The organism is Catellatospora sichuanensis, from assembly GCF_007483665.1.
Classification (GTDB): domain Bacteria; phylum Actinomycetota; class Actinomycetes; order Mycobacteriales; family Micromonosporaceae; genus Catellatospora; species Catellatospora sichuanensis.
On the sequence record NZ_VIQO01000001.1, the window covers coordinates 150,210 to 168,818 of the forward strand.

17 protein-coding genes and 1 riboswitch are annotated in these 18,609 nt (G+C 71.5%); of the genes, 7 read left to right on the forward strand and 10 right to left on the reverse strand.

The features are described from left to right. Positions 1-40: 40 nt before the first annotated feature. Complete coding sequence (locus tag FLL47_RS15635) at positions 41-985, forward strand: zinc metalloprotease (protein ID WP_144121253.1); 945 nt, start codon at positions 41-43, stop codon at positions 983-985. A 90-nt stretch (positions 986-1,075) separates the two neighbouring features. Here the strand turns inward: FLL47_RS15635 and FLL47_RS15640 are convergent, their stop codons facing one another. Further along, a complete protein-coding gene (locus FLL47_RS15640; RefSeq protein ID WP_246157968.1) occupies positions 1,076-2,173 on the reverse strand; it encodes a glycoside hydrolase family 18 protein in 1,098 nt (365 codons plus the stop codon). 131 nt (positions 2,174-2,304) lie between these two features. Here FLL47_RS15640 and FLL47_RS15645 point away from each other — a divergent pair, with 131 nt between their 5' ends. Together FLL47_RS15645 and FLL47_RS15650 are read left to right on the forward strand one after the other, a co-directional pair. Then, positions 2,305-2,661, forward strand: coding sequence for a type II toxin-antitoxin system RelE/ParE family toxin (locus FLL47_RS15645; RefSeq protein WP_144121254.1), 357 nt, complete (start codon positions 2,305-2,307; stop codon positions 2,659-2,661). Further along, positions 2,658-2,975 (forward strand): helix-turn-helix domain-containing protein, encoded by a 318-nt coding sequence (locus FLL47_RS15650; protein ID WP_144121255.1) that lies wholly within the window; start codon positions 2,658-2,660, stop codon positions 2,973-2,975. Before FLL47_RS15645 ends, FLL47_RS15650 begins: the two co-directional genes overlap by 4 nt. A 73-nt stretch (positions 2,976-3,048) precedes the next feature. On the opposite strand, the gene FLL47_RS15655 is transcribed toward FLL47_RS15650, so the two are convergent. Both FLL47_RS15655 and FLL47_RS15660 read right to left on the reverse strand, forming a co-directional pair. After that, positions 3,049-5,181 (reverse strand): bifunctional polysaccharide deacetylase/glycosyltransferase family 2 protein, encoded by a 2,133-nt coding sequence (locus FLL47_RS15655; protein WP_144121256.1) that lies wholly within the window; start codon positions 5,179-5,181, stop codon positions 3,049-3,051. 2 nt (positions 5,182-5,183) lie between these two features. Further along, positions 5,184-5,564, reverse strand: coding sequence for a hypothetical protein (locus tag FLL47_RS15660; protein WP_144121257.1), 381 nt, complete (start codon positions 5,562-5,564; stop codon positions 5,184-5,186). A 202-nt stretch (positions 5,565-5,766) separates the two neighbouring features. On the opposite strand from FLL47_RS15660, the gene FLL47_RS15665 reads away from it, so the two are divergent. From FLL47_RS15665 to FLL47_RS15675, 3 genes are all read left to right on the forward strand, one after another. Next, entirely contained in the window at positions 5,767-6,381 is a 615-nt protein-coding gene (locus FLL47_RS15665) for an RNA polymerase sigma factor (protein WP_246157978.1), read from the forward strand. After that, on the forward strand, positions 6,378-7,067 hold the full coding sequence (locus FLL47_RS15670) for a hypothetical protein (RefSeq protein WP_144121258.1): 690 nt from the start codon (positions 6,378-6,380) through the stop codon (positions 7,065-7,067). Before FLL47_RS15665 ends, FLL47_RS15670 begins: the two co-directional genes overlap by 4 nt. 279 nt (positions 7,068-7,346) lie before the next feature. Beyond that, positions 7,347-10,118 (forward strand): PQQ-dependent sugar dehydrogenase, encoded by a 2,772-nt coding sequence (locus FLL47_RS15675; RefSeq protein ID WP_144121259.1) that lies wholly within the window; start codon positions 7,347-7,349, stop codon positions 10,116-10,118. 64 nt (positions 10,119-10,182) lie between these two features. Here the strand turns inward: FLL47_RS15675 and FLL47_RS15680 are convergent, their stop codons facing one another. The 5 genes from FLL47_RS15680 to FLL47_RS15700 all read right to left on the reverse strand — a co-directional run bounded on the left by FLL47_RS15680 (position 10,183) and on the right by FLL47_RS15700 (position 14,945). Further along, a complete protein-coding gene (locus FLL47_RS15680; RefSeq protein WP_144121260.1) occupies positions 10,183-10,557 on the reverse strand; it encodes a hypothetical protein in 375 nt (124 codons plus the stop codon). Positions 10,558-10,614: 57 nt separating this feature from the next. Beyond that, on the reverse strand, positions 10,615-10,884 hold the full coding sequence (locus tag FLL47_RS15685; protein WP_144121261.1) for a hypothetical protein: 270 nt from the start codon (positions 10,882-10,884) through the stop codon (positions 10,615-10,617). A 93-nt stretch (positions 10,885-10,977) separates the two neighbouring features. After that, positions 10,978-12,420: a glycine hydroxymethyltransferase gene (locus FLL47_RS15690; protein WP_144121262.1), complete on the reverse strand. Its 1,443-nt coding sequence runs from the start codon at positions 12,418-12,420 to the stop codon at positions 10,978-10,980. Positions 12,421-12,439: 19 nt separating this feature from the next. Continuing rightward, positions 12,440-12,530: riboswitch (ZMP/ZTP riboswitch) on the reverse strand. A 139-nt stretch (positions 12,531-12,669) separates the two neighbouring features. After that, positions 12,670-14,484 carry a glycoside hydrolase family 15 protein gene (locus FLL47_RS15695; protein ID WP_281286718.1) on the reverse strand — a complete coding sequence of 605 codons (1,815 nt, stop codon included), beginning with the start codon at positions 14,482-14,484 and terminating at the stop codon, positions 12,670-12,672. Between the two features lie 53 nt (positions 14,485-14,537). Beyond that, a complete protein-coding gene (locus FLL47_RS15700) occupies positions 14,538-14,945 on the reverse strand; it encodes a GntR family transcriptional regulator (RefSeq protein ID WP_144121263.1) in 408 nt (135 codons plus the stop codon). A 241-nt stretch (positions 14,946-15,186) separates the two neighbouring features. On the opposite strand from FLL47_RS15700, the gene FLL47_RS15705 reads away from it, so the two are divergent. Further along, a complete protein-coding gene (locus FLL47_RS15705) occupies positions 15,187-16,602 on the forward strand; it encodes a hypothetical protein (protein WP_144121264.1) in 1,416 nt (471 codons plus the stop codon). Between the two features lie 49 nt (positions 16,603-16,651). Here FLL47_RS15705 and FLL47_RS15710 read toward each other — a convergent pair whose 3' ends face one another. Further along, complete coding sequence (locus FLL47_RS15710; RefSeq protein WP_144121265.1) at positions 16,652-18,079, reverse strand: outer membrane protein assembly factor BamB family protein; 1,428 nt, start codon at positions 18,077-18,079, stop codon at positions 16,652-16,654. After that, positions 18,069-18,542 carry an RNA polymerase sigma factor gene (locus FLL47_RS15715; protein ID WP_342780322.1) on the reverse strand — a complete coding sequence of 158 codons (474 nt, stop codon included), beginning with the start codon at positions 18,540-18,542 and terminating at the stop codon, positions 18,069-18,071. Before FLL47_RS15715 ends, FLL47_RS15710 begins: the two co-directional genes overlap by 11 nt. Between the last annotated feature and the right edge of the window lie 67 nt (positions 18,543-18,609).

Below are 18,609 nucleotides of genomic sequence, written 5' to 3' on the forward strand. Positions count from 1 at the left end.
CGGACAACCCCACCGCGCCAGGGGCAGGAGAGGTGATTCGATGAACCTGAGGCGCTCCCTCAGCACACTCGGACTGACCGCGCTCGTCGCGGCGGCCACGCTCACCGGAGGGGCGTCGGTCGGTGTGGCCGCGGCGCCCGCGCCGGTCTGCGTCGAACCGGCGGCGAACGCCAAGGCCAAGCCGGGCGGCTCCGCCAAGCACGACCCCAACGAGCTCACCACGGAGCAGGTGGCCGCCAACGAGAAGGCCCTCGACGCCGCGCTCAAGGCCAAGGGCAAGGCCCGCGCCGGTGCGGCCGCACTGGCGGCCACGGTCACCATCCCGGTGGTCGTACACGTGATCTCCGAGGACGGCACCCGCGCCAACGGCAACATCCCCGACTCGATGATCAACAACCAGATCAGCGTGCTCAACCAGGCGTACTCCGGCGGCACCGGCGGCGCTGCGACCGCGTTCGCGTTCCAGCTGCAGTCGATCAACCGGGTGACCAACGCCGCCTGGTACCCGATCGTCTACAACTCCAACCCGGAGAAGGCGATGAAGGCGGCGCTGCGCGTCGGCGACGCCGGCACGCTGAACATCTACACCGGCCTGCTCAGCCAGGACCTGCTCGGCTGGGCCACCTTCCCCCAGTCGAACCTCTCCTCGTACGACGGCGCGGTGATCCTCGCCGAGTCGCTGCCAGGCGGCAACGCCAGCCCGTACAACCTGGGCGACACCGCCACGCACGAGATCGGCCACTGGCTGAACCTGTACCACACCTTCCAGGGCGGCTGTAACGGCCAGGGCGACCAGGTCGCCGACACCCCGGCGGAGAAGAGCGCCGCCTTCGGCTGCCCGGCCAACCGGGACACCTGCAAGAGCAAGCCGGGCCTGGACCCGATCCGCAACTTCATGGACTACACCGACGACGCCTGCATGGACGAGTTCACCGCGGGCCAGGCGACCCGCATGCTCGACGCCTGGAACGCGTACCGCGCATGACGGCAGGTGGGCCCGGCGAATAGAAGCCGGGCCCACCTCTGTTCTCCGGGTACCGGCAACGCGCTGCGGGATGCCGGGGCCCGGTGCCGGTCAGCTCTGCCGGAGCGGGGGCATCGGCACGGGGATGTTCAGGCTGGTCGCGCCGACGCCCATGCCGCCCTCGCAGGTGTTCGGCGGGGCGGTGCCGATCCCGCGGGTCGACGGCTTCTCCGCGGCCCAGAACATGAAGCCCAGCATGCCCGCCGTGGTGCCCGCGCCGTTCGGCACGACCGACTGCACGTACGGGGCCGTGGCCTTCTGCACCGAGTTCGCGTAGTTGGTGCACTCCGGGCGGACCTTGCTGCCCTCGGCGATGTAGAGCCCGCCGGTGAACTTCGCCGGGGCCAGCGGCGGCACCGGCGGGTTGTACTGCGGCTTGCCGTCGATGTGCTCCTGCCAGTTGGCCTGCGCCGTCGACGCCGACGGCTGCCGTGCCGGCACCATCGCGTTGGCCCAGTCCAGCACCGGGTTGTCGGTGCGCAGCCAGTCGGCGGTCGCCTTCTGGTTGAGGGCGATCAGCCAGCGGTCGCCCGCGGCCACGTCGATGGTCAGCCGGGCCCGCGGGTTCGCGCCGCTCGCGTCATAGGGGTGGATCGCCCGGTACGCGGTGATGAAGTTCTGCAGGGCTGCGACGTTCGGGCTGCTGTTCTGCTCGTAGTCGATCTCGATGCCGACCCCGAGCCGGGTCGCCACCGCGGCCGCGCGCTGGCCGAGCAGGGTGCCGTTCGCCGCGAGCGCGGCGTCCCAGTCGTCGGTGTAGGTGATGCCGCCGATGGAGAGCATCACCCGGATGCCGCGCGAGGTGAAGTGATTGACGATCTCCTGCGTCATGCCGCGCGGCACGCCGTCGAGCGTGGCCGCGTCGGTCGTCTGGTTCAGCAGCTTCAGCGGGTTGACGAAGCTGAGCACGACCAGGTTGACCGACGGCCGGCCGTCACCGCGGTCGACCAGCCAGTGGTTCTGGCTGTCGAACTCGGCCACGGACCGCGGCGTCGCCCACAGGCAGGCGTCGTTGCTGCAGTGCCAGGCGCCGTAGATCTGGATCGGCGTGACCGCCGCCGCCTGCGGTGCGGGCGGGGGCGCGGCCGCCGCGGGCAGCGGGCCGGCCAGCCCAATCAGTACGGCGAGGAGCAGCGCGAGGCGTCTCATGAGGACCTCCGTTGATGATGCCCGGACAGAAACCGGAAACAAGGTTCACCGTTAAGGCGTCAAAAGATGCCGATACGTCACTCCCGTGTCGTGAGTGGCGATCAATCTTTGTCGCTTATAGCATCGATGCTATGACCTGGGGTACGGTGGAGCTGGAGCCGGAAGTCCGGACCTGGCTTGAGGAACTGCCAACGGCGCTGTTCGCAAGAACGGCGTTCTACATCGATCTACTCGGCGACCAGGGACCCCTGCTCGACGAGCCCTACACCAGACAACTGGATGGCAAGCTGCGGGAACTGCGGTTCCATCTGAATGGCCGCCAGATCCGGGTGACCTATTGGATCGCCTCGGACCGCCGCATCATCCTGTTGACGGTGTTCCGCAAGACCCGATGGCGGGAGAGCCGTGAGATATCGCGAGCACGGCGCGCGCTGACCGCCTGTGTTACCGAAGCCCATACCGCCGAAGACGAGGAGGTGGCCCGATGACCGAGAGCGGCAGCTGGCGGTCGCTGCGTGACCGGCGCATGGCCGAGCCGGGCGCGGCTGACGAGTACGCGGCGGCGAAGCTGGCCTATGAACTGGGAAAGGCGGTTCGCGAACGCCGCGAGCAGCGTGGATGGAGCCAGTCGGAACTGGCCAAGGCCGCCGGTATGACGCAGTCGGCCGTGGCCCGTTTCGAAGCCGGCGGAACCGTACCGACGCTGAACGTGCTGGAGCGGATCGCACGGGCCCTCGACACCGAGCTCACCGTCCGGTTCGTGCCCAACCCTGCCCGGCCGCCACGCCCCTCGCCCGCCTGACCGACGACTGTCGGAGCTCCGGCCCTGACCGCGAAGGGCCAGGGCCGGAGCTCCGGTTCTTGATAGCTCAGACTCAGGCGCTGGTGCGGGCGTGGGCGGTGGCGGCGCCGGTGCGGGCCATCCGGTGCCAGCGCAGGCGGTCACCGACCAGCGCCATGACCGTGGACTGGATCACCACGAGGTACATCAGCTGCCGGTACACGATCTGCTGCAGGGGCAGGCTCCACAGCGGGCCGTAGCGCTCCCCGTCGAGCTTGAGGGCGTACGCCGCGGTCAGCGCCTGGACCATGGTGAAGCCCAGCCACACCGCCGCCACCTGCGTCGGCGGCAGGAAGATCGCGCCGTACACGCCGTAGACGTCGACCATCGGCGCGGACAGCGGCAGCAGCACCTGGAACAGCGTCAGGTAGGACAGGCCGCGGCGGCCCAGCCGCCCCGACGCCCCGCCCTCGGTGAGCGCCCGGCGGTGCTTCCACATCGCCTGCATCGTGCCGTAGCACCACCGGTAGCGCTGCCGCCACAGCTGCCGCAGCGAGGCCGGCACCTCGGTCCAGGCGACGGCCTCGGGCGCGTAGACCACACGCCACCCGGCCCGGATGATCGCCATGGTGAAGTCGGTGTCCTCCGCGAGGGTCTGCGTGGACACGCCGCCGACCTCGACGACCGCCTCGCGGCGGAACGCGCCGATCGCGCCGGGCACGGTCGGCATGCACTGCAGGATGTCGAACATGCGGCGGTCCAGGTTGAATCCGATCACGTACTCGAGGTGCTGCCAGCGGCCCAGCAGCCCGCCGCGGTTGGCCACCTTGGTGTTGCCGGACACCGCGCCCACCCCGGGGTCGGCCAGCGGCTGCACCAGCTCGCCGACCGCATCGGGTTCGAAGACCGTGTCGCCGTCGACCATCACCAGGATGTCGCCGCGGGCGAACATGACGCCGGTGTTCAGCGCGGTCGGCTTGCCCGCGTTCTCCTGCTCCACCACGTACACGTTCGGCAGCCGCAGTCGGCGCACCAGCTCGGCGGTGCCGTCGGTGGAGCCGTCGTCGACGACGATGACCTCGACGTTCGGGTAGTCGCTGGCGATCAGCGAGCGCACCGTCGCCTCGATGTTGGCCGACTCGTTGTAGGCGGGCACGATCACCGACACCGCGCCGACGTACCGCTTGCGCTTGCGGGACAGCTTGCGCACCCGGCGCACGTGCACGCGGGCGCACCACACCTGGACGATCAGCCGCAGCACGGCGAGCACCACGGCGGCGAGCATGAGCCAGGTCATCGCGCCGGCCAGCCAGCCGGCGCCGAGTTGCGCGTAACGCAGGGCGTGCCCGCGCACCCGCTGCCCGGTGGGCGCGGCGGGCGTGGCCGGCAGCTCCATGGCCTGCGACACCGTGGTGAAGCGGTAGCCCTGCTGCTGGAGCCTCGGGATGAGGATCTCCAGTGCGGCCACGGTCTGCGAGCGGTCGCCGCCGGCGTCGTGCATCATCACGATCGCGCCCGCGCCGCGGGCGGGCGTGGCCGCGGCGACGATGGCGTCGACGCCGGGCCGGCTCCAGTCTTTCGTGTCGAGGTCGGCCAGCACGGTGAGGTAACCCTCGTCGGCGGCCTGCCGCATCGCCCCGTACGCGGGCACGGTCACCGCGTCCGGGGTCGCCGAGTAGGGCGGGCGCATCAGCGTCGGGCGCAGGCCGGTCGCGGCGGCGATCGCGTTGCCGGTCAGCGTCGTCTCCGCCGAGCGCTGCCAGGCCGGCGCGGCGCTCAGGTCGAGGTGGGTGAACGTGTGCGCGGCGACCTCGCTGCCGCTGTCGACGATCTGCCGCGCGACGTCGGGGTGCTGGTTGACCTGCGCGCCGACGGCGAAGAAGGTGCCGGCCGCGGCATGGCGGCGCAGCACGTCGAGGATCGCCGGCGTCCAGCGCGGGTCGGGGCCGTCGTCGAAGGTCAGGGCGATCGTCTTGGCCGGCATCGCGCGCGTGGTCACCGTGCCGTCGGCGGCGAGGCGCTGCACCGGGCCGCCGTCGACCACCTCGTCAGGGGCGGGGCGCTCGTCGGTGACCGGGTGCGGGCCGCTGCCCTCCGCGCCGATGTGCTCGACGTAGCCGTTGAGGGACAGCCCGGCCAGGGCGAGCGCCAGGGACAGCGCCAGCAGCAGCCAGTGCGCCTTGGGCGCCCGGCGTGGGGACTCGCGCCGTCTCGCGTGTCGCGGCATCGCTACTTCTTTTTCGACTGGGTCGGATGCGGCCGGTCAGTGGGCCGGTTGCCGCGTACGGACGACGAGGACGTGGGCGCGGCACTCGGCTTACCGGTGGTCTTCGTCGGCGATGCGGAAGGCGCCGGGACCGGCTGTGGCCGCGGCTCCGTCGAGGCGGCCGGCGCGGGGTCGGGCGACTCCTCGGCCGCGGGACGGTCGGGCAGCAACTGGGGCAGGCCGGGCAGGCCCGCTCCCTCCACCCCGAGGAAACCGGCCACCATGATCCCCAGCATCAGGGTGAGTGCCGCCCCGCCGCCGGCGGCGAGCACGGTGAACAGGCGCCGCCTGCGGCCCGTACGATCCACGAACACCGGCCGGTTCGCGCCTTTTCTTCTGCTCATCCCCTGCTGCCCTGACCTAGCCCTCGCCTCCTGAGGAGGCCTGTCACCGCGCACGAGATGCGCCACCGGTAGAGCGCCGCACGCCCGCCGAACGTCACACCGAGTGACGCGTATCCCTGGACGGGGGACGGCCGGTTCGCACAGGCGGGTGGGATGTGTGCACAATCATGCGCTCAGGGACGTGTGGGGAGGGGAGCTGCCGGTGACCGAGCTGCGGCCCCATGCTGCCGACCTGACGGCGGCGATCGATGCGGCCCGGCACGGCGACGAGGCGGCGTTCAACAGCCTCTACCTGGCGGTTCAGCCCGGACTGCTGCGCTATCTGCGGATGCTCGTCGGCTCCGACGCCGAGGACGTCGCCTCCGAGACCTGGCTGCAGATCGTGCGCGACCTGCACACGTTCCGTGGCGACGAGGGCGGTTTCCGGCGCTGGGCGGCGACCGTGGGCCGGCACCGGGCCATGGACCACCTGCGCCACCATCAGCGCCGCCCGTCGGTGCCGTTCCCGGTCGAGGCGATGGCGGACCTGCCCGCAGCCGACGACACCGCGGCCTCCGCCGAGCAGCTGATGACGACCGACGGCGCGCTGTCGCTCATCGCCTCGCTGCCCGCCGACCAGGCCGAGGCGGTGCTGCTGCGGGCGGTGATGGGCCTCGACGCCCGGTCGGCCGCCGATGTGCTCGGCAAGCGGCCCGGCGCGGTGCGCATGGCCGCGCACCGGGGGCTGCGGCGGCTGGCCGAGGTGCTGGGTGGCGCACGTCACGATGGCGATGCAGTGACACCCGGCGCGGACCCGACGCTCAACGAGGTGACATGAGCGATTTTTCCACGACCGGTGGGTTCGAACCCGGTACGAGCGAGCGGCTGCTCGATGGCGCCCGGACACAGGCCGCCGACCAGGGACCGGTCGGCGACCTGCTGGCCCGTGCCGCCGCACCGGGGCGGCCCGAGGAACTCGCCGGGGCGGCCACGGTGCTGGCCGCCTTCCGCGCCGCGTACCCGCAGCCGGTGGCGCGCAAGCGCCACACGCTGCGACGGGCCCTCGCGCTGAAGGTCGGGGCGATCGTCGCCGGGCTGGCGGTCGGGGGCGTCGCCTTCGCGGCCCACTCGGGCGTGCTGCCCAACCCGTTCCCGATCGGCCCGCAGTCGCCGGTGTCGCCGTCGAAGTCCCGGCCGGGCACCACACCGGGCCACCACGCCTCGCCGTCGCCGAGCGGTTCGCCGACGGCGCTGCCCTCGACCTCGGCCTCGGCTGCGCCGAGCCTGCACGGCCTGTGCCGCTCGTTCCTGGCCACCGCGGACAAGGACAAGCCGAAGGCGACGGACAGCCCGAAGTTCGCTGCGCTGGTCGCCGCGGCGGCCGGGCAGGATCTGACCGGCTACTGCACCGAGCTGATCGAGCCGAACGGCGGCCGGCCCAGCACGAATCCCGGCAACGGGCCCTCGCCGAAGCCGAGCAAGGCCAACCCCGCACCCTCGGCGAGGAAGACGCGGACCAGCTGACGGCACGTGTGTGACACCCGGGCGACGCCCGGCGCTATCCCAGTGGGACCAGCAGGACGCACCCCTGCTGGTCCCATCGTCCGTCCATGGCGTGCCTGCTCCCCATGGCGGCCGGGCGCGGCGCGTGGGCGCTCCTCCCCGCACCCGTGCCGCGCACCGGTTGACCGCCGACCGTGCCGAGACACGTCTGCACGGCGCGTGCGCTTTCTACCACTCTGCGCTATAGGTAGCCTGACCTGGTTTGTCGCATTTGATGACATTTCAGGAGGCATATCCAGCATGAATAACGGATTGAGAGCAGGCGCGCTCGGCACTTCACTGCTGTCCGCTGTCCTGATGTTCGGCACCGCGGCCGCCCCGGCCCCGGTAGCCGCCCGCGCCGCGGGCCCCGCGGCCCCGGTCATCACCGAGCCGGAGAAGGACAACAGACTGCTCAGCGCCGCCGACGTGCACATGGAGACGCGGGCGATGCAGAACAACGACGCCGGCGACGCCCACCTGTGCACCGACTGGGAGATCTGGGCCGGCAACGCCGGCTCCGGCGAACGGGTCTGGTTCGACTCCTGCGCCAGCGGCACCGGCCGGGTGCACGTGCACCTGGGTGACGGGGTGTTCGAGAACGGTTTCGTCGGCCGCAAGGACCTGATCGCAGACAAGGCCTACACGCTGCGGGTGCGTCACCGCGACGCGAGCGGCGCGTGGAGCGCGTACTCCACCCGGCCGTTCAAGACCGACGTCGAGCGCAAGCCGCTGCCCGGTGCGGGCGACTGGAAGATCCACCAGCCCGGTTTCGTGGTCGAGGAGGTCACCGGCGATCTCGCGCTGCCGGTGAACATCGCGATGGTGCCGAGCTACTCGGGTGACCCGAGCAAGCCGCTGTTCTACGTCACCGAGCTGTACGGCCGCATCCGCGTCGTGACCGGCGACTTCAAGAAGCACACCTACGCCGACGACCTGCTCGACTTCGACCCGAGCGCGCAGTTCCCGGGCACCGGCGAGATGGGCGTGACCGGCATCGTGGTCGAGCCCAAGACCGGCGACCTGTTCGTGTCCATGCTGTACAAGGACGACGGCGACCTGCTGCCGAAGATCGTGCGCTTCCACAGCGAGGACGGCGGCCTGACCGCCGCGACCAAGACCACGATCATCAAGATGCCGGACGAGGAGCAGTCGACCTCGCACCAGATCTCGAACCTGAGCCTCGGCCCGGACGGCAAGCTCTACGTGCACATGGGGGACGGTTTCATCGCCGACACCGCCGAGGACATGGACTCGTTCCGCGGCAAGGTGCTGCGGATGAACCTGGACGGCACCGCACCGAGCGACAACCCGTTCTACAAGGGCACCGGCAAGTTCCAGGCCAAGGACTACATCTGGGCGTACGGGCTGCGCAACCCCTTCGGGGGCGCGTGGCGGGCCACGGACGGCCAGCACTACTCGGTGGAGAACGGCCCGTCGGTCAACGACCGGCTGGCCCGGATCACCAAGGGCGGCCGCTACCACTGGACCGGCGGCGCCAGCGGCCTGACCAAGAACGCCCTCTACAACTGGAAGGAGACTGAGGGACCGGTCAACATCGCGTTCACCGAACCCGACGTCTACCACGCGGGCGGCTTCCCGCAGGAGAAGTACGGCAACGGCTTCGTCACCCTGAGCGGACCGACCTACGCCAGCGGACCGCAGCGGCGCGGCAAGAAGATCGTCGAGTTCTCGTTCAACGACGACGGCTCGGTCGACGACCCGAAGACCCTGATCGAGTACACCGGCAGCGGCAAGACCAGCGTCGCCGGCCTCGCCCCGGGACCCGACGGGCTCTACTTCACCACGCTGTACACCAAGAGCGGTGACGCCACCGACTCCGGTGCCAAGGTGCTGCGCGTGCGGTACGTGCGCAAGGAGACCGGCTCGCCGGTGACGCTGTACTCCGACAGCGGTTTCAAGGGCGAGTCGAAGGGCCTGGGCACCGGGATCTTCGACACCGCCGCGTTCGGCAAGGTCAAGGACAACACCGCCAGCTCCCTGCGGGTGGCCGGCGGCTACCGGGCCGTCGCCTGCGACAGCTCGGCGACCGCGCCCGATCTCGGCACCTGCCGCTACTTCGGGCCCGGCGAGCACGGCGCGCTCGGCGACTTCAACGACAAGATCTCGTCGCTGGCGGTCTTCGGCGGACCGGTCGAGGGCAAGGGCGTCGTGGGCTACGGCGAGACCGGCCTCAAGGGCACCGCGCAGCCGCTGGGCGCGGGCATGCACGAGTCGGTCGCGGGCGAGCTCGGCGGCGGCGAGAGCACCTCGATCAGCTCGCTGAAGATCGGCGCGGGATACCGGCTGATCGCGTGCGACAAGGACCGCTCCGCCAGTGGCGACCTCGGCGTCTGCCGCATCCTCGGCAGCGGCGAGCACGCTGCCATCGGCGCGCTCAACGACAAGATCTCGCTGATCGGCGTCGTCGGGCCGCCGGTGACCGTGTTCTCCGAGGCCAAGGGCAAGGGCAAGAGCCAGAGCTTCGAGGCCGGGGTCCACGAGGGCACCCGGGGCGAGCTGGCGGGCGTCGGCGACAACGCGATCACCTCGCTGCGCCTGGAACCGGGCTACCGGCTGGTCGCCTGTGCCGGTGACGGCAGCAGCGGGGCCGGCGTGGCCACGCTCGGCCGCTGCCGGTCCTTCCCGGCCGGGGAGCACACGCTGACCGGCACCGACCTCGACGACGCCATCTCGCTGCTGCTGGTCTCGGGTGACCCGGTCAAGGGAGCAAACCTCACCGCGTACTCCGACCAGGACTTCGAGGGCGGCGAGTCTTCGCTGGGTCTGGGCATCTTCGAGGCGTCACGCAACGAGCTCGGCGAGGCGGGCAACGATGACATCAGCTCGCTGCAGGTCGCCGCGGGACACCGCGCGGTCGCCTGCGAGCACGGCACCAAGCCGGTCGTGCTCGACTCGGGCATCTGCCGCTACTACGCGGCGGGTGACGTCGCGTACGTCGGCAAGGACATCAACGACCTGATCTCGCTGATCGCGGTCGACGAGGTCGGCGGGACGCCGGCCAAGCGCTGACGCATCCGCACGACGAAGGCCCCGTTCCCGCCGCACGGCGAGGACGGGGCCTTTCGCATACTCCCTAGGAACTGCTGCTGGAACTGCTGCTGCCGGAATCGCTGCCGCCGCCACCGGACGAGCTGCCGCCGGAGTCGCTGCTGCCGCCACCGGACCAGCCGCCACCGGAGTCGCTCCCGCCCGACGAGCCGCCGGAGTCCGAGCTGCCCGACCAGCCACTGCCGCCCGCGTTGTGGACCCAGGTCTGTTCCTCGGTCCAGACCTGGTCACCGGAGGTGGAACCGCTGTGCACGGGCCCGACGTACCCACCGGGGCGTCGCTTGGGCCCCGGGCCCTGGCGCGCGGTGCCGCGGGACGCGGCGACGCTCACCACCACGACCACGATGACGACGAGGAACAGGCACGCCAATCCGGCGAGGAGAAGGAGCATCGAATCCATCGGGCCAATGTAGACGTCCCGCGCCATCGGCACACGCCGTCAGGAACCCCACCGCCGTCAGGAACCCCCACCGCCGCCGGAATCCCCGCCGCCACCGCCGGAATCACCTGAGCCGCCACCCCAGCCCCCGCCGGAGTCCCCGTCCCGGGCGGGCCGGTCCTCGTCGGAACCGGAGCCGTAATAGCCCATGCCGTCGCTGACGGAGTGGACGGTGTGGTCCGGCTGCCGGCGCCTGCCCGCCCGCTCGATCCTTCGGTGGTCGGCGGCGAACCCCACGACCACCAGCACCAGCAGCCCGCCCAGGATCAGGACAACCCAAGTCTCCATACGCCGACGGTAGAGGGCCGGGACAAGGTACCGATCCCGACGAGCCGTGGTCGTTCCGGCGACCACGGCTCGTCGGGATCCGGTGGATCCTGCTCAGCCCAGGTCGATCGTCGGGTACAGCGGGAAGCCCTTGAGCAGGTCGGTGGTCTGCCCGGCGACCCGGTCGGCGACGCCGTCGGCCAGCACGTACGCCGCCTTGGACGGCTTGCCGTCGGTGGTGCCGGGCGTGGTGCCCGCCAGCACGGTGTGGATCAGGTCGGCGATCTCGTCCATCTCGGCCGTGCCCAGACCGCGCGTGGTCAGCGCCGGGGTGCCCAGCCGGATGCCGGAGGTGTACCAGGCGCCGTTGCGGTCCTGCGGCACCGCGTTGCGGTTGGTGACGATGTTCGAGTCCAGCAGCGCCGACTCGGCCTGGCGGCCGGTGATGCCGTACGACGACACGTCGAGCAGCACCAGGTGGTTGTCGGTGCCGCCGGTGACCAGCTTGGCGCCGCGCCGCAGCAGGCCCTGGGCCAGTGCGTGCGCGTTGTCGACGATGCGCTGGGCGTAGTCGCGGAACTCCGGCCGCCGGGCCTCGGCCAGCGCGACCGCCTTGGCTGCCATGACGTGCGGCAGCGGGCCGCCGAGCACCATCGGGCAGCCGCGGTCGACCTGGTCGGCCAGCTCGGTCTGGCACAGCACCATGCCGCCGCGCGGGCCGCGCAGCGACTTGTGCGTGGTGGTGGTGACGATCTGCGCATTCGGGATCGGGTCGAAGTCGCCGGTCAGCACCTTGCCCGCGACGAGGCCCGCGAAGTGCGCCATGTCGACCAGCAGGGTCGCGCCGACCTCGTCGGCGATCTCGCGCATGATCCGGAAGTTCACCAGCCGCGGGTACGCCGAGTAGCCCGCCACGATGATCAGCGGCCGGAACTCGCGCGCCGACTTGGCCAGCGCGTCGTAGTCGACCAGGCCCGTCGCCGGGTCGGTGCCGTAGCTGCGCTGCTCGAACATCTTGCCGGAGATGTTGGGGCGGAAGCCGTGCGTGAGGTGGCCGCCCGCGTCCAGCGACATGCCGAGCATGCGCTGGTCGCCGAGCTCGCGGCGCAGCGCCGCCCAGTCGGCCTCGTTCAGGTCGTTGACGTGGCGGGCCTGCGCCTTGGCCAGCGCCGGGCTCTCCACCCGCTGGGCGAGCACCGCCCAGAAGGCGACCAGGTTCGCGTCGATGCCGGAGTGCGGCTGCACGTAGGCGTGCTGCGCCCCGAACAGCTCGCGGGCGTGCTGCGCGGCCAGCGCCTCGACGGTGTCGACGTTCTTGCAGCCGGCATAGAAGCGGCGGCCGACCGTGCCCTCGGCGTACTTGTCGCTGAACCAGTTGCCCATGGCCAGCAGCGTCGCGGGCGACGCGTAGTTCTCACTGGCGATCAGCTTCAGCGACTCGCGCTGGTCGGTGAGTTCGGCGCCGATCGCGGCGGCGACCGCCGGCTCGACGGCACGGATGGCGTCCAGCGCGTGGCGGTAGGCCTGGGATTCGCTGGACAGAGACGCGTCAGACATCGGACCTCCAAGACGACACGGAAGAGGCCCAGGCGCTCGGCACAGCGTCACGACGACGGAGCCGCTCCCCGATGGTGACCCATCCCAGCGCGCCAGTCACGGCCCACCGCCCAGCCTAACAATCTCCGCCCGCTCCCGCCCGCCGCCGCACCGCCCCGCGCCCACATCCCGGGCAGTTGATCATGAAGTTATGGCGGCGACACGCCGTCGAACCGTGCCACAAGTTCATGATCAATGCTCGGGAGGGGGTCAGCCGAGGGCGCGGTCCAGGTTGAAGGCGGCGCTGATCAGGGCCAGGTGGGTGAAGGCCTGGGGGAAGTTGCCGAGCTGCTCTCCGGTGTGGCCGATCTGCTCGGCGAACAGGCCCACGTGGTTGGCGTAGGTGAGCATCTTCTCGAACGCGAGCCGGGCCTCGTCGAGGCGGCCCGCGCGCGACAGCGCCTCGACGTACCAGAACGAGCAGATGGAGAAGGTGCCCTCGGCGCCGCGCAGGCCGTCGGGGCTGACCTTCGGGTCGTAGCGGTAGACCAGGGAGTCCGAGACCAGGTCGTGGCCGAGCGCGTCCAGCGTGGACAGCCATTTCGGATCGGTCGGCGAGACGAACTTCGACAGCGGCATCATCAGCACCGCGGCGTCGAGCACGTCGTCGTCCTCGTGCTGGGTGAACGCCGCGCGCTCCGGCGACCAGCCCTTGCGCATGATCTGGTGGTAGACCGCGTCCCGCGTCTCCCGCCAGCGACGCAGGTCGGCGGGCAGGCCACGGCGGTTGGCCATGCGGATCGCGCGCTCGATCGCCACCCAGCACATGAGCCGCGAGTACAGGAAGTTCTTGCGGCCGCCGCGGGTCTCCCAGATGCCCTCGTCCGGCTGGTCCCAGTGCCCGCACACCCACTCGACCAGCTCCGACACCTCTTCCCAGCGGTCGCTGGAGATCGGCTGGGCCCACTTGTCGTACAGGTAGATCGAATCGATGAGCGCGCCGTAGATGTCCAGCTGCAACTGGCCCACCGCGTTGTTGCCGACGCGCACCGGGGCCGAGCCGCGGTAGCCCTCCAGATGCGTCAACTCCTGCTCCGGCAGGTCGGTGCGGCCGTCGATGCCGTACATGATCTGCAGCGGGCCGTCCGGGCCGTCGCCCCGCATCGCCACGTGGCGTTCCAGGAAGTCCATGAACGCCGACGCCTCCCCGGTGAAGCCCAGGCGCAGCAGCGCGTACACGCAGAACGCGGCGTCGCGGATCCACACGTAGCGGTAGTCCCAGTTGCGCTCGCCGCCGATCTGCTCCGGCAGGCTGGTCGTGGCGGCCGCGACGATCGCACCCGTCGGCGCGTACGTCATCAGCTTCAGGGTGAGCGCCGAGCGGTGCACCATCTCGCGCCACCGGCCCCGGTACCGCGACGTGGACAGCCAGCTCCGCCAGTAGCGCACCGTGTCGTTGAACTGCTCCTCCGCCTCCGCCAGCGGGCACGACCGGGGCTGTACCTGGTCGGAGACCCGGTCCAGCGCGAACACCGCCGTCTCGCCCTCGCCGAGGGTGAAGGCCGCGCACACGTCGCCGCCCTCCGCGGTGACCTCGACGCTGCTGGTCAGCGCCAGGGACAGCACCGGGCACTCGAACAGGACCCGGTCGCCGTCGCGGCGCAGCATGTGCGCCTGGCGCCCGTAGTCGAAGCGGGGCGCGACCAGCGCGGCGAAGGGCAGCTTGCCGCGTACGCAGATCACCCGGCGGATCAGCCGGTGCCGCCCCGCCTCAGTGGGGTCGCCGACGATGGGCATGAAGTCCTGGATCTCCCCCACCCCGTCGTAGGCGTAGAAGCGCGTGATCAGGACGTTGGTGTCGGGGAAGTAGAACTGCTTGGTCTGCGCCGGGACGGCCGCAGCGAGCTCGAACCGCCCACCGCGGTCGGCGTCCAGCAGCGAGGCGAAGACGCTGGGCGAGTCGAACCGCGGGCAGCAGTACCAGTCGATGGTGCCGTTCACACCGACCAGTGCCACGCTGCGCATGTCGCCGATCAGCCCATGATCGGCGATCGCCAGGTAGCGTCCCGCCTCCCCGTCCGCCACCCGCCCAGCATATGACCGAAATGCGGCAACCAGCCCGGCTTGCCCCCGGGTGGTCAGCCGCGGGCGGGACCGGTCCGGTCGGGAGCCGCCTGCTCCGCGTCGACCCGGCGCAGCGCCTGGACCGCGCCGTCAAGGCTGACCCCCAGCGCGCGAGCGGCGGTGCGGTATGCCCGCGCGGCCTCGTCGAGCCTGGCCATCGCCTCGGCGGGCGGCAGATCGGGGCGGCGCTCGGCGACCGTGGTGCCGTGCCGCACCCGGCTCACCACCAGGCCCGCGGCCTCCAGCTCGCGGTACGAGCGGGCCACGGTGTTCACGGCCAGGCCGAGGTCCGCGGCGAGCTGCCGGATCGTGGGCAGGTGCGCGCCGGGGGCCAGCGTCCCGTCGGCGATCATCGCGGCGACACCCGCCCGCACCTGCTCGTACGGCGGCACGGCGCTGGCGGTGTCGATGTCGAGCCTCATCAGTACGCCTCACGCACCGTGCTCATCGGCGCCTCCCCGGTCACTCGCCCACTCCGGCGAACACCCTAACCCGCGCCGGTCGTCGCGCACCGGCGCTGCGGGCCGCCGGGCCGCACGGACTGACCGCCGGGCGTACGCCCGCGTATCCCCCTCACGAAAGGACCGTTCTTTATCAGTAACCCGGACCCGCGCCCCACGTGTGCGCGGGCTTGAAGTCGACCCGCCACCGAAGGGATCGAAAGTGCACGACGGCTCGCTGCTCACCGCTGAACGGACCCGCCCCGCCGCCCCGGTGCCGGTACCCGTGCCCGCCGCGGGCCGGACCCCGCGCCCGGTCGCGATCGCCGTGCTGGCGGGTGCGGGCCTCACCGTGGTCGCCGCGGTGCTCGCCGCGCTGCAACTGCTGCCCGCGGGTTCGCGGGCGGGCGCGTGGCGCTACCGCTACGTCCACACGTTCTCCTGGGAGATGCTGCTGCCGTTCGCGGGCGGCGTGGCCGCGGTGCTGGCCCTGCTGTGGCTGACCCACCGCCTCGGCGAGCGCCGGGAGCGGCTGGCGGTCGCCATGTGGCTGGCCGCCGCCGTCCCGCTGCAGCTGGTGGTGCGCGCCGCCGACGAGGTGTCGCTGGGCTCGATCGTCGGCAGCGACCGGGCGAACTCGTTCTATTCACCGGCGCTGCGCTTCACCGCGTACGAGTACCTGACGCGCTTCGAGGAGATCGTGCACGCGCTGCCGCAGCACGCCCGCTCGAACATGCCCGGCAAGACGCTGCTCTACCACCTGCTCACCACCGTCACCACGAACCCGGCCGCGCTCGGCATCGGAGTCGTCGCGGTGTCCAGCCTGTGCGCGCTGCTGGTCTACCTGGTGGTGCGCGAGGTGCTCGGCGACCGCCGGGTGGCGCTGTACGCCCTGATCCTCTGCCTGCTGGTGCCGGGTCGGCTGTACTTCCTGCCCATCCTCAACGCCGTCTCGCCGGTGCCGATCCTGCTGTCGCTGTGGCTGTTCACGCGTTACCTGCGCGCCGCGCACTGGGGCTGGGCGGTGGGCCTGGGCGCGTCGCTCTACCTGGTGTTCTTCTTCGAGCCGCTGCCGCTGGTGATGGGGCTGACGTTCGCGGCGCTGGCCGCGCTGGCGCTGTACCGGCGGCAGCTGGACTGGGTGGGGCTGCTCAAGCTGGTGTCGTTGACGCTTGCCGCTTTCGCCGGGGCGTACCTCGGCACGAAGCTGCTGTTCGGCTACGACCTGTTCGTGAACCTGGCCGAGGTGCTGGCCGACGCGACCGACTTCAACGAGCGCGCGCACCGGCCGTACGACGTGTGGGTGGTGCGCAACCTCGGCGACTTCGCGCTCTGCGCCGGGTTCGCGGCCACCGTGCTGGTCGGGTACGCCGCGTGGGACGCGGTGCGCCGCGGTGTGCTGCGCCCGATCGCCGCGCTGACCCTGTCCGGGCTGGCCGTGCTGGCCTTCCTCGACCTGCTCGGGATCAACCGCGGCGAGACCACCCGGCTCTGGATCTTCCTCGCGGTGTTCCTGATGATCCCGGTGGCCTGGGTGTGCGCCCGCTCGCCCCGGGTGTGGCCGTTCGCCGTGGTCACCGCGGCGCTGATGCTGCAGATCGCGACGACCACGCCGATGATCGGCTTCATCCGCCCCTGAGCTGGTCGAGTGCGGCGCCCCACCCGGTCCGGGCGGGGCGCCGCGCTGTTCAGCGGGCAAACCGGTAGACGCCGATCCCGTCCTTGGTCGGGCAGGTCAGCATCGTCGCGTTCGCGGAGCAGTACCCGGTGACCGCCAACTGCCCGAGGGCGACGTTCTCGCCGGTGGCCAGCTGGTGGCCCGAGATGCCGGCCTGGCCGATGACCAGCAGGTTGCCGGACTCGATCCACATGGCCTGACCTTCCAGGCCGGCCAGCGGCGTGCCGTCGACGGCGAAGACCGAGGACGGCTCGCCCATGGCGAGAAGTCCCGCCGCCGCGGGCAGCACCCCCCGCACCATGGCCTTCAGCTCGCGCTGCCAGACCGTCGCGCCGGTGCGCGGGTCCACGACGGTCAGCTTGGCGCTCTCGCCGGTGTCGTCGGTGACGGCGCAGAACAGGCCGCCGGTGACGCATGGCGTGGCCCCGCCGACGCTGTCCGGGAACGGCACCTCGCTCGCCGCGGCCGACCCGTCGAGCGGCAGCGTGCCGGCCTTGTCCCCGGCGAACTGGTACAGCGTCCCGTCGACCACCGACTCCCGGCGCAGCCGGTCCCCGCCAGGTGACAGCACCGGCGCGGCGAGTTCCCGCTCCACCCGGCCGCTGGCCACGTCCCGCAGCTGCACCCGACCGTCGGCCAGGTGCAGCACGACGCGCCGGTCCGCGGGCACCCGGTCGGCGAAGCCGCCCACCGCGTACAGCTCGGCCATGGTGCGCATCGCGTTGGTGCCCGACTGCGCCACCCGCTCGGTGACCGTCCACCGCGCCTTGCCGGTACGCAGGTCGAGCGCCTCGGTCACACCGCGCTGCACCCAGGTGATCACGAGGGTGTCGTCGTAGAGGACCCGGTCGGTGTCGTTGAAGGAGTACGGCAGCGTCCACATGATCTTCCCGGTGACCGGATCGACCGCGATGATCGTGTCGCTGCCGTCCTTGATCAGCGGGTTGTCGAAGCCCTGCTCGGTGAGCAGCAGGATCGCCCCCGCCGACACCTCCATGCCGTTGGTGTCGCCGAACTTGCCCAGCGACCGCGGCGGCCACAGCGCCCGGCCCGTGGCCAGGTCGATCCCGCCGACCCACTCGGTGCCGTCCTCGGCCATCCACATGGCGAAAGACCGGTCGCCGGACGTCGAGGCCATGCCGAAGCGCACCGGTCCCGCAAAGCGGATGACCGGCTCGGCGGAGCCGTCGAAGGGGATGAAGTCCGTCGTGGCGGGCAGCACCGGCAGCACCGGCCGCACCGGGGTGACCGCGGGTGCCAGCACCGCCTGCGCGCCGAACAGCGCGGCGACGACGGCCGCCCCGGCGGCGAGCAGGCCGCCGAACGACCGGCGGCGGCGCTGGGCAGCCCGGACCCGCACCGCGGACAGTTCCGGGGGCGGCACCGCGTCCACGCGATCGGCCAGCCTCGCGTAGAGGCGGTCCAGCTCAGTTGACATGGCTGCGCTCCCCCAGTGCGACGGCGAGGCCGGCCCGGCCACGGGCGAGCCAGGACTTGACGGTGTTGACCGGCACCGACAGCTCCACGGCGATCTCCGCCACGGACTGGTCGAGCAGGTAATGCATCGCCAGCACGCGACGCTGGTCGATGGGCAGCTTCTTCAGCGCCGCGACGACGGTCATCAGCTCCTCGTCGGGTGGCGGCACGTTCGGAGGTTCGGCCAGGCCCGCGGCCCGGCGCACGGTCAGCCGCCGCCACCAGTCGGTGGCCAGCCGGGTCACCACCAGCCGCAGCCACGCCTCGGGGTTGTCGTAGCGCTGCAGGGCGGGCCAGCGCTGCCAGGCACGGGCGTACGCCTCCTGGGTGAAGTCCTGCGCCTCGGCCAGGCCACCCGTGAGGCCGTACGCGAAGCGCATCAACCGCGGGGCGGTGCCGCGGTAGAACGCCTCGAAATCTGACACTGTCACCCTCAGGACACGGGCCGGGCCGCCGTCAGGTTGCAGCACCGCCGAGCTTTCCGTCCAGGGC

Excerpts from the sequence above, each read along its gene's own strand:
- FLL47_RS15635 (WP_144121253.1), top strand. The coding sequence starts at position 41 with ATGAACCTGAGGCGCTCCCTCAGCACACTCGGACTGACCGCGCTCGTC.
- FLL47_RS15640 (WP_246157968.1), bottom strand. The coding sequence starts at position 2,173 with ATGAGACGCCTCGCGCTGCTCCTCGCCGTACTGATTGGGCTGGCCGGC.
- FLL47_RS15645 (WP_144121254.1), top strand. The coding sequence starts at position 2,305 with ATGACCTGGGGTACGGTGGAGCTGGAGCCGGAAGTCCGGACCTGGCTT.
- FLL47_RS15650 (WP_144121255.1), top strand. The coding sequence starts at position 2,658 with ATGACCGAGAGCGGCAGCTGGCGGTCGCTGCGTGACCGGCGCATGGCC.
- FLL47_RS15655 (WP_144121256.1), bottom strand. The coding sequence starts at position 5,181 with ATGCCGCGACACGCGAGACGGCGCGAGTCCCCACGCCGGGCGCCCAAG.
- FLL47_RS15660 (WP_144121257.1), bottom strand. The coding sequence starts at position 5,564 with ATGAGCAGAAGAAAAGGCGCGAACCGGCCGGTGTTCGTGGATCGTACG.
- FLL47_RS15670 (WP_144121258.1), top strand. The coding sequence starts at position 6,378 with ATGAGCGATTTTTCCACGACCGGTGGGTTCGAACCCGGTACGAGCGAG.
- FLL47_RS15675 (WP_144121259.1), top strand. The coding sequence starts at position 7,347 with ATGAATAACGGATTGAGAGCAGGCGCGCTCGGCACTTCACTGCTGTCC.
- FLL47_RS15680 (WP_144121260.1), bottom strand. The coding sequence starts at position 10,557 with ATGGATTCGATGCTCCTTCTCCTCGCCGGATTGGCGTGCCTGTTCCTC.
- FLL47_RS15685 (WP_144121261.1), bottom strand. The coding sequence starts at position 10,884 with ATGGAGACTTGGGTTGTCCTGATCCTGGGCGGGCTGCTGGTGCTGGTG.
- FLL47_RS15690 (WP_144121262.1), bottom strand. The coding sequence starts at position 12,420 with ATGTCTGACGCGTCTCTGTCCAGCGAATCCCAGGCCTACCGCCACGCG.
- FLL47_RS15700 (WP_144121263.1), bottom strand. The coding sequence starts at position 14,945 with ATGAGGCTCGACATCGACACCGCCAGCGCCGTGCCGCCGTACGAGCAG.
- FLL47_RS15710 (WP_144121265.1), bottom strand. The coding sequence starts at position 18,079 with ATGTCAACTGAGCTGGACCGCCTCTACGCGAGGCTGGCCGATCGCGTG.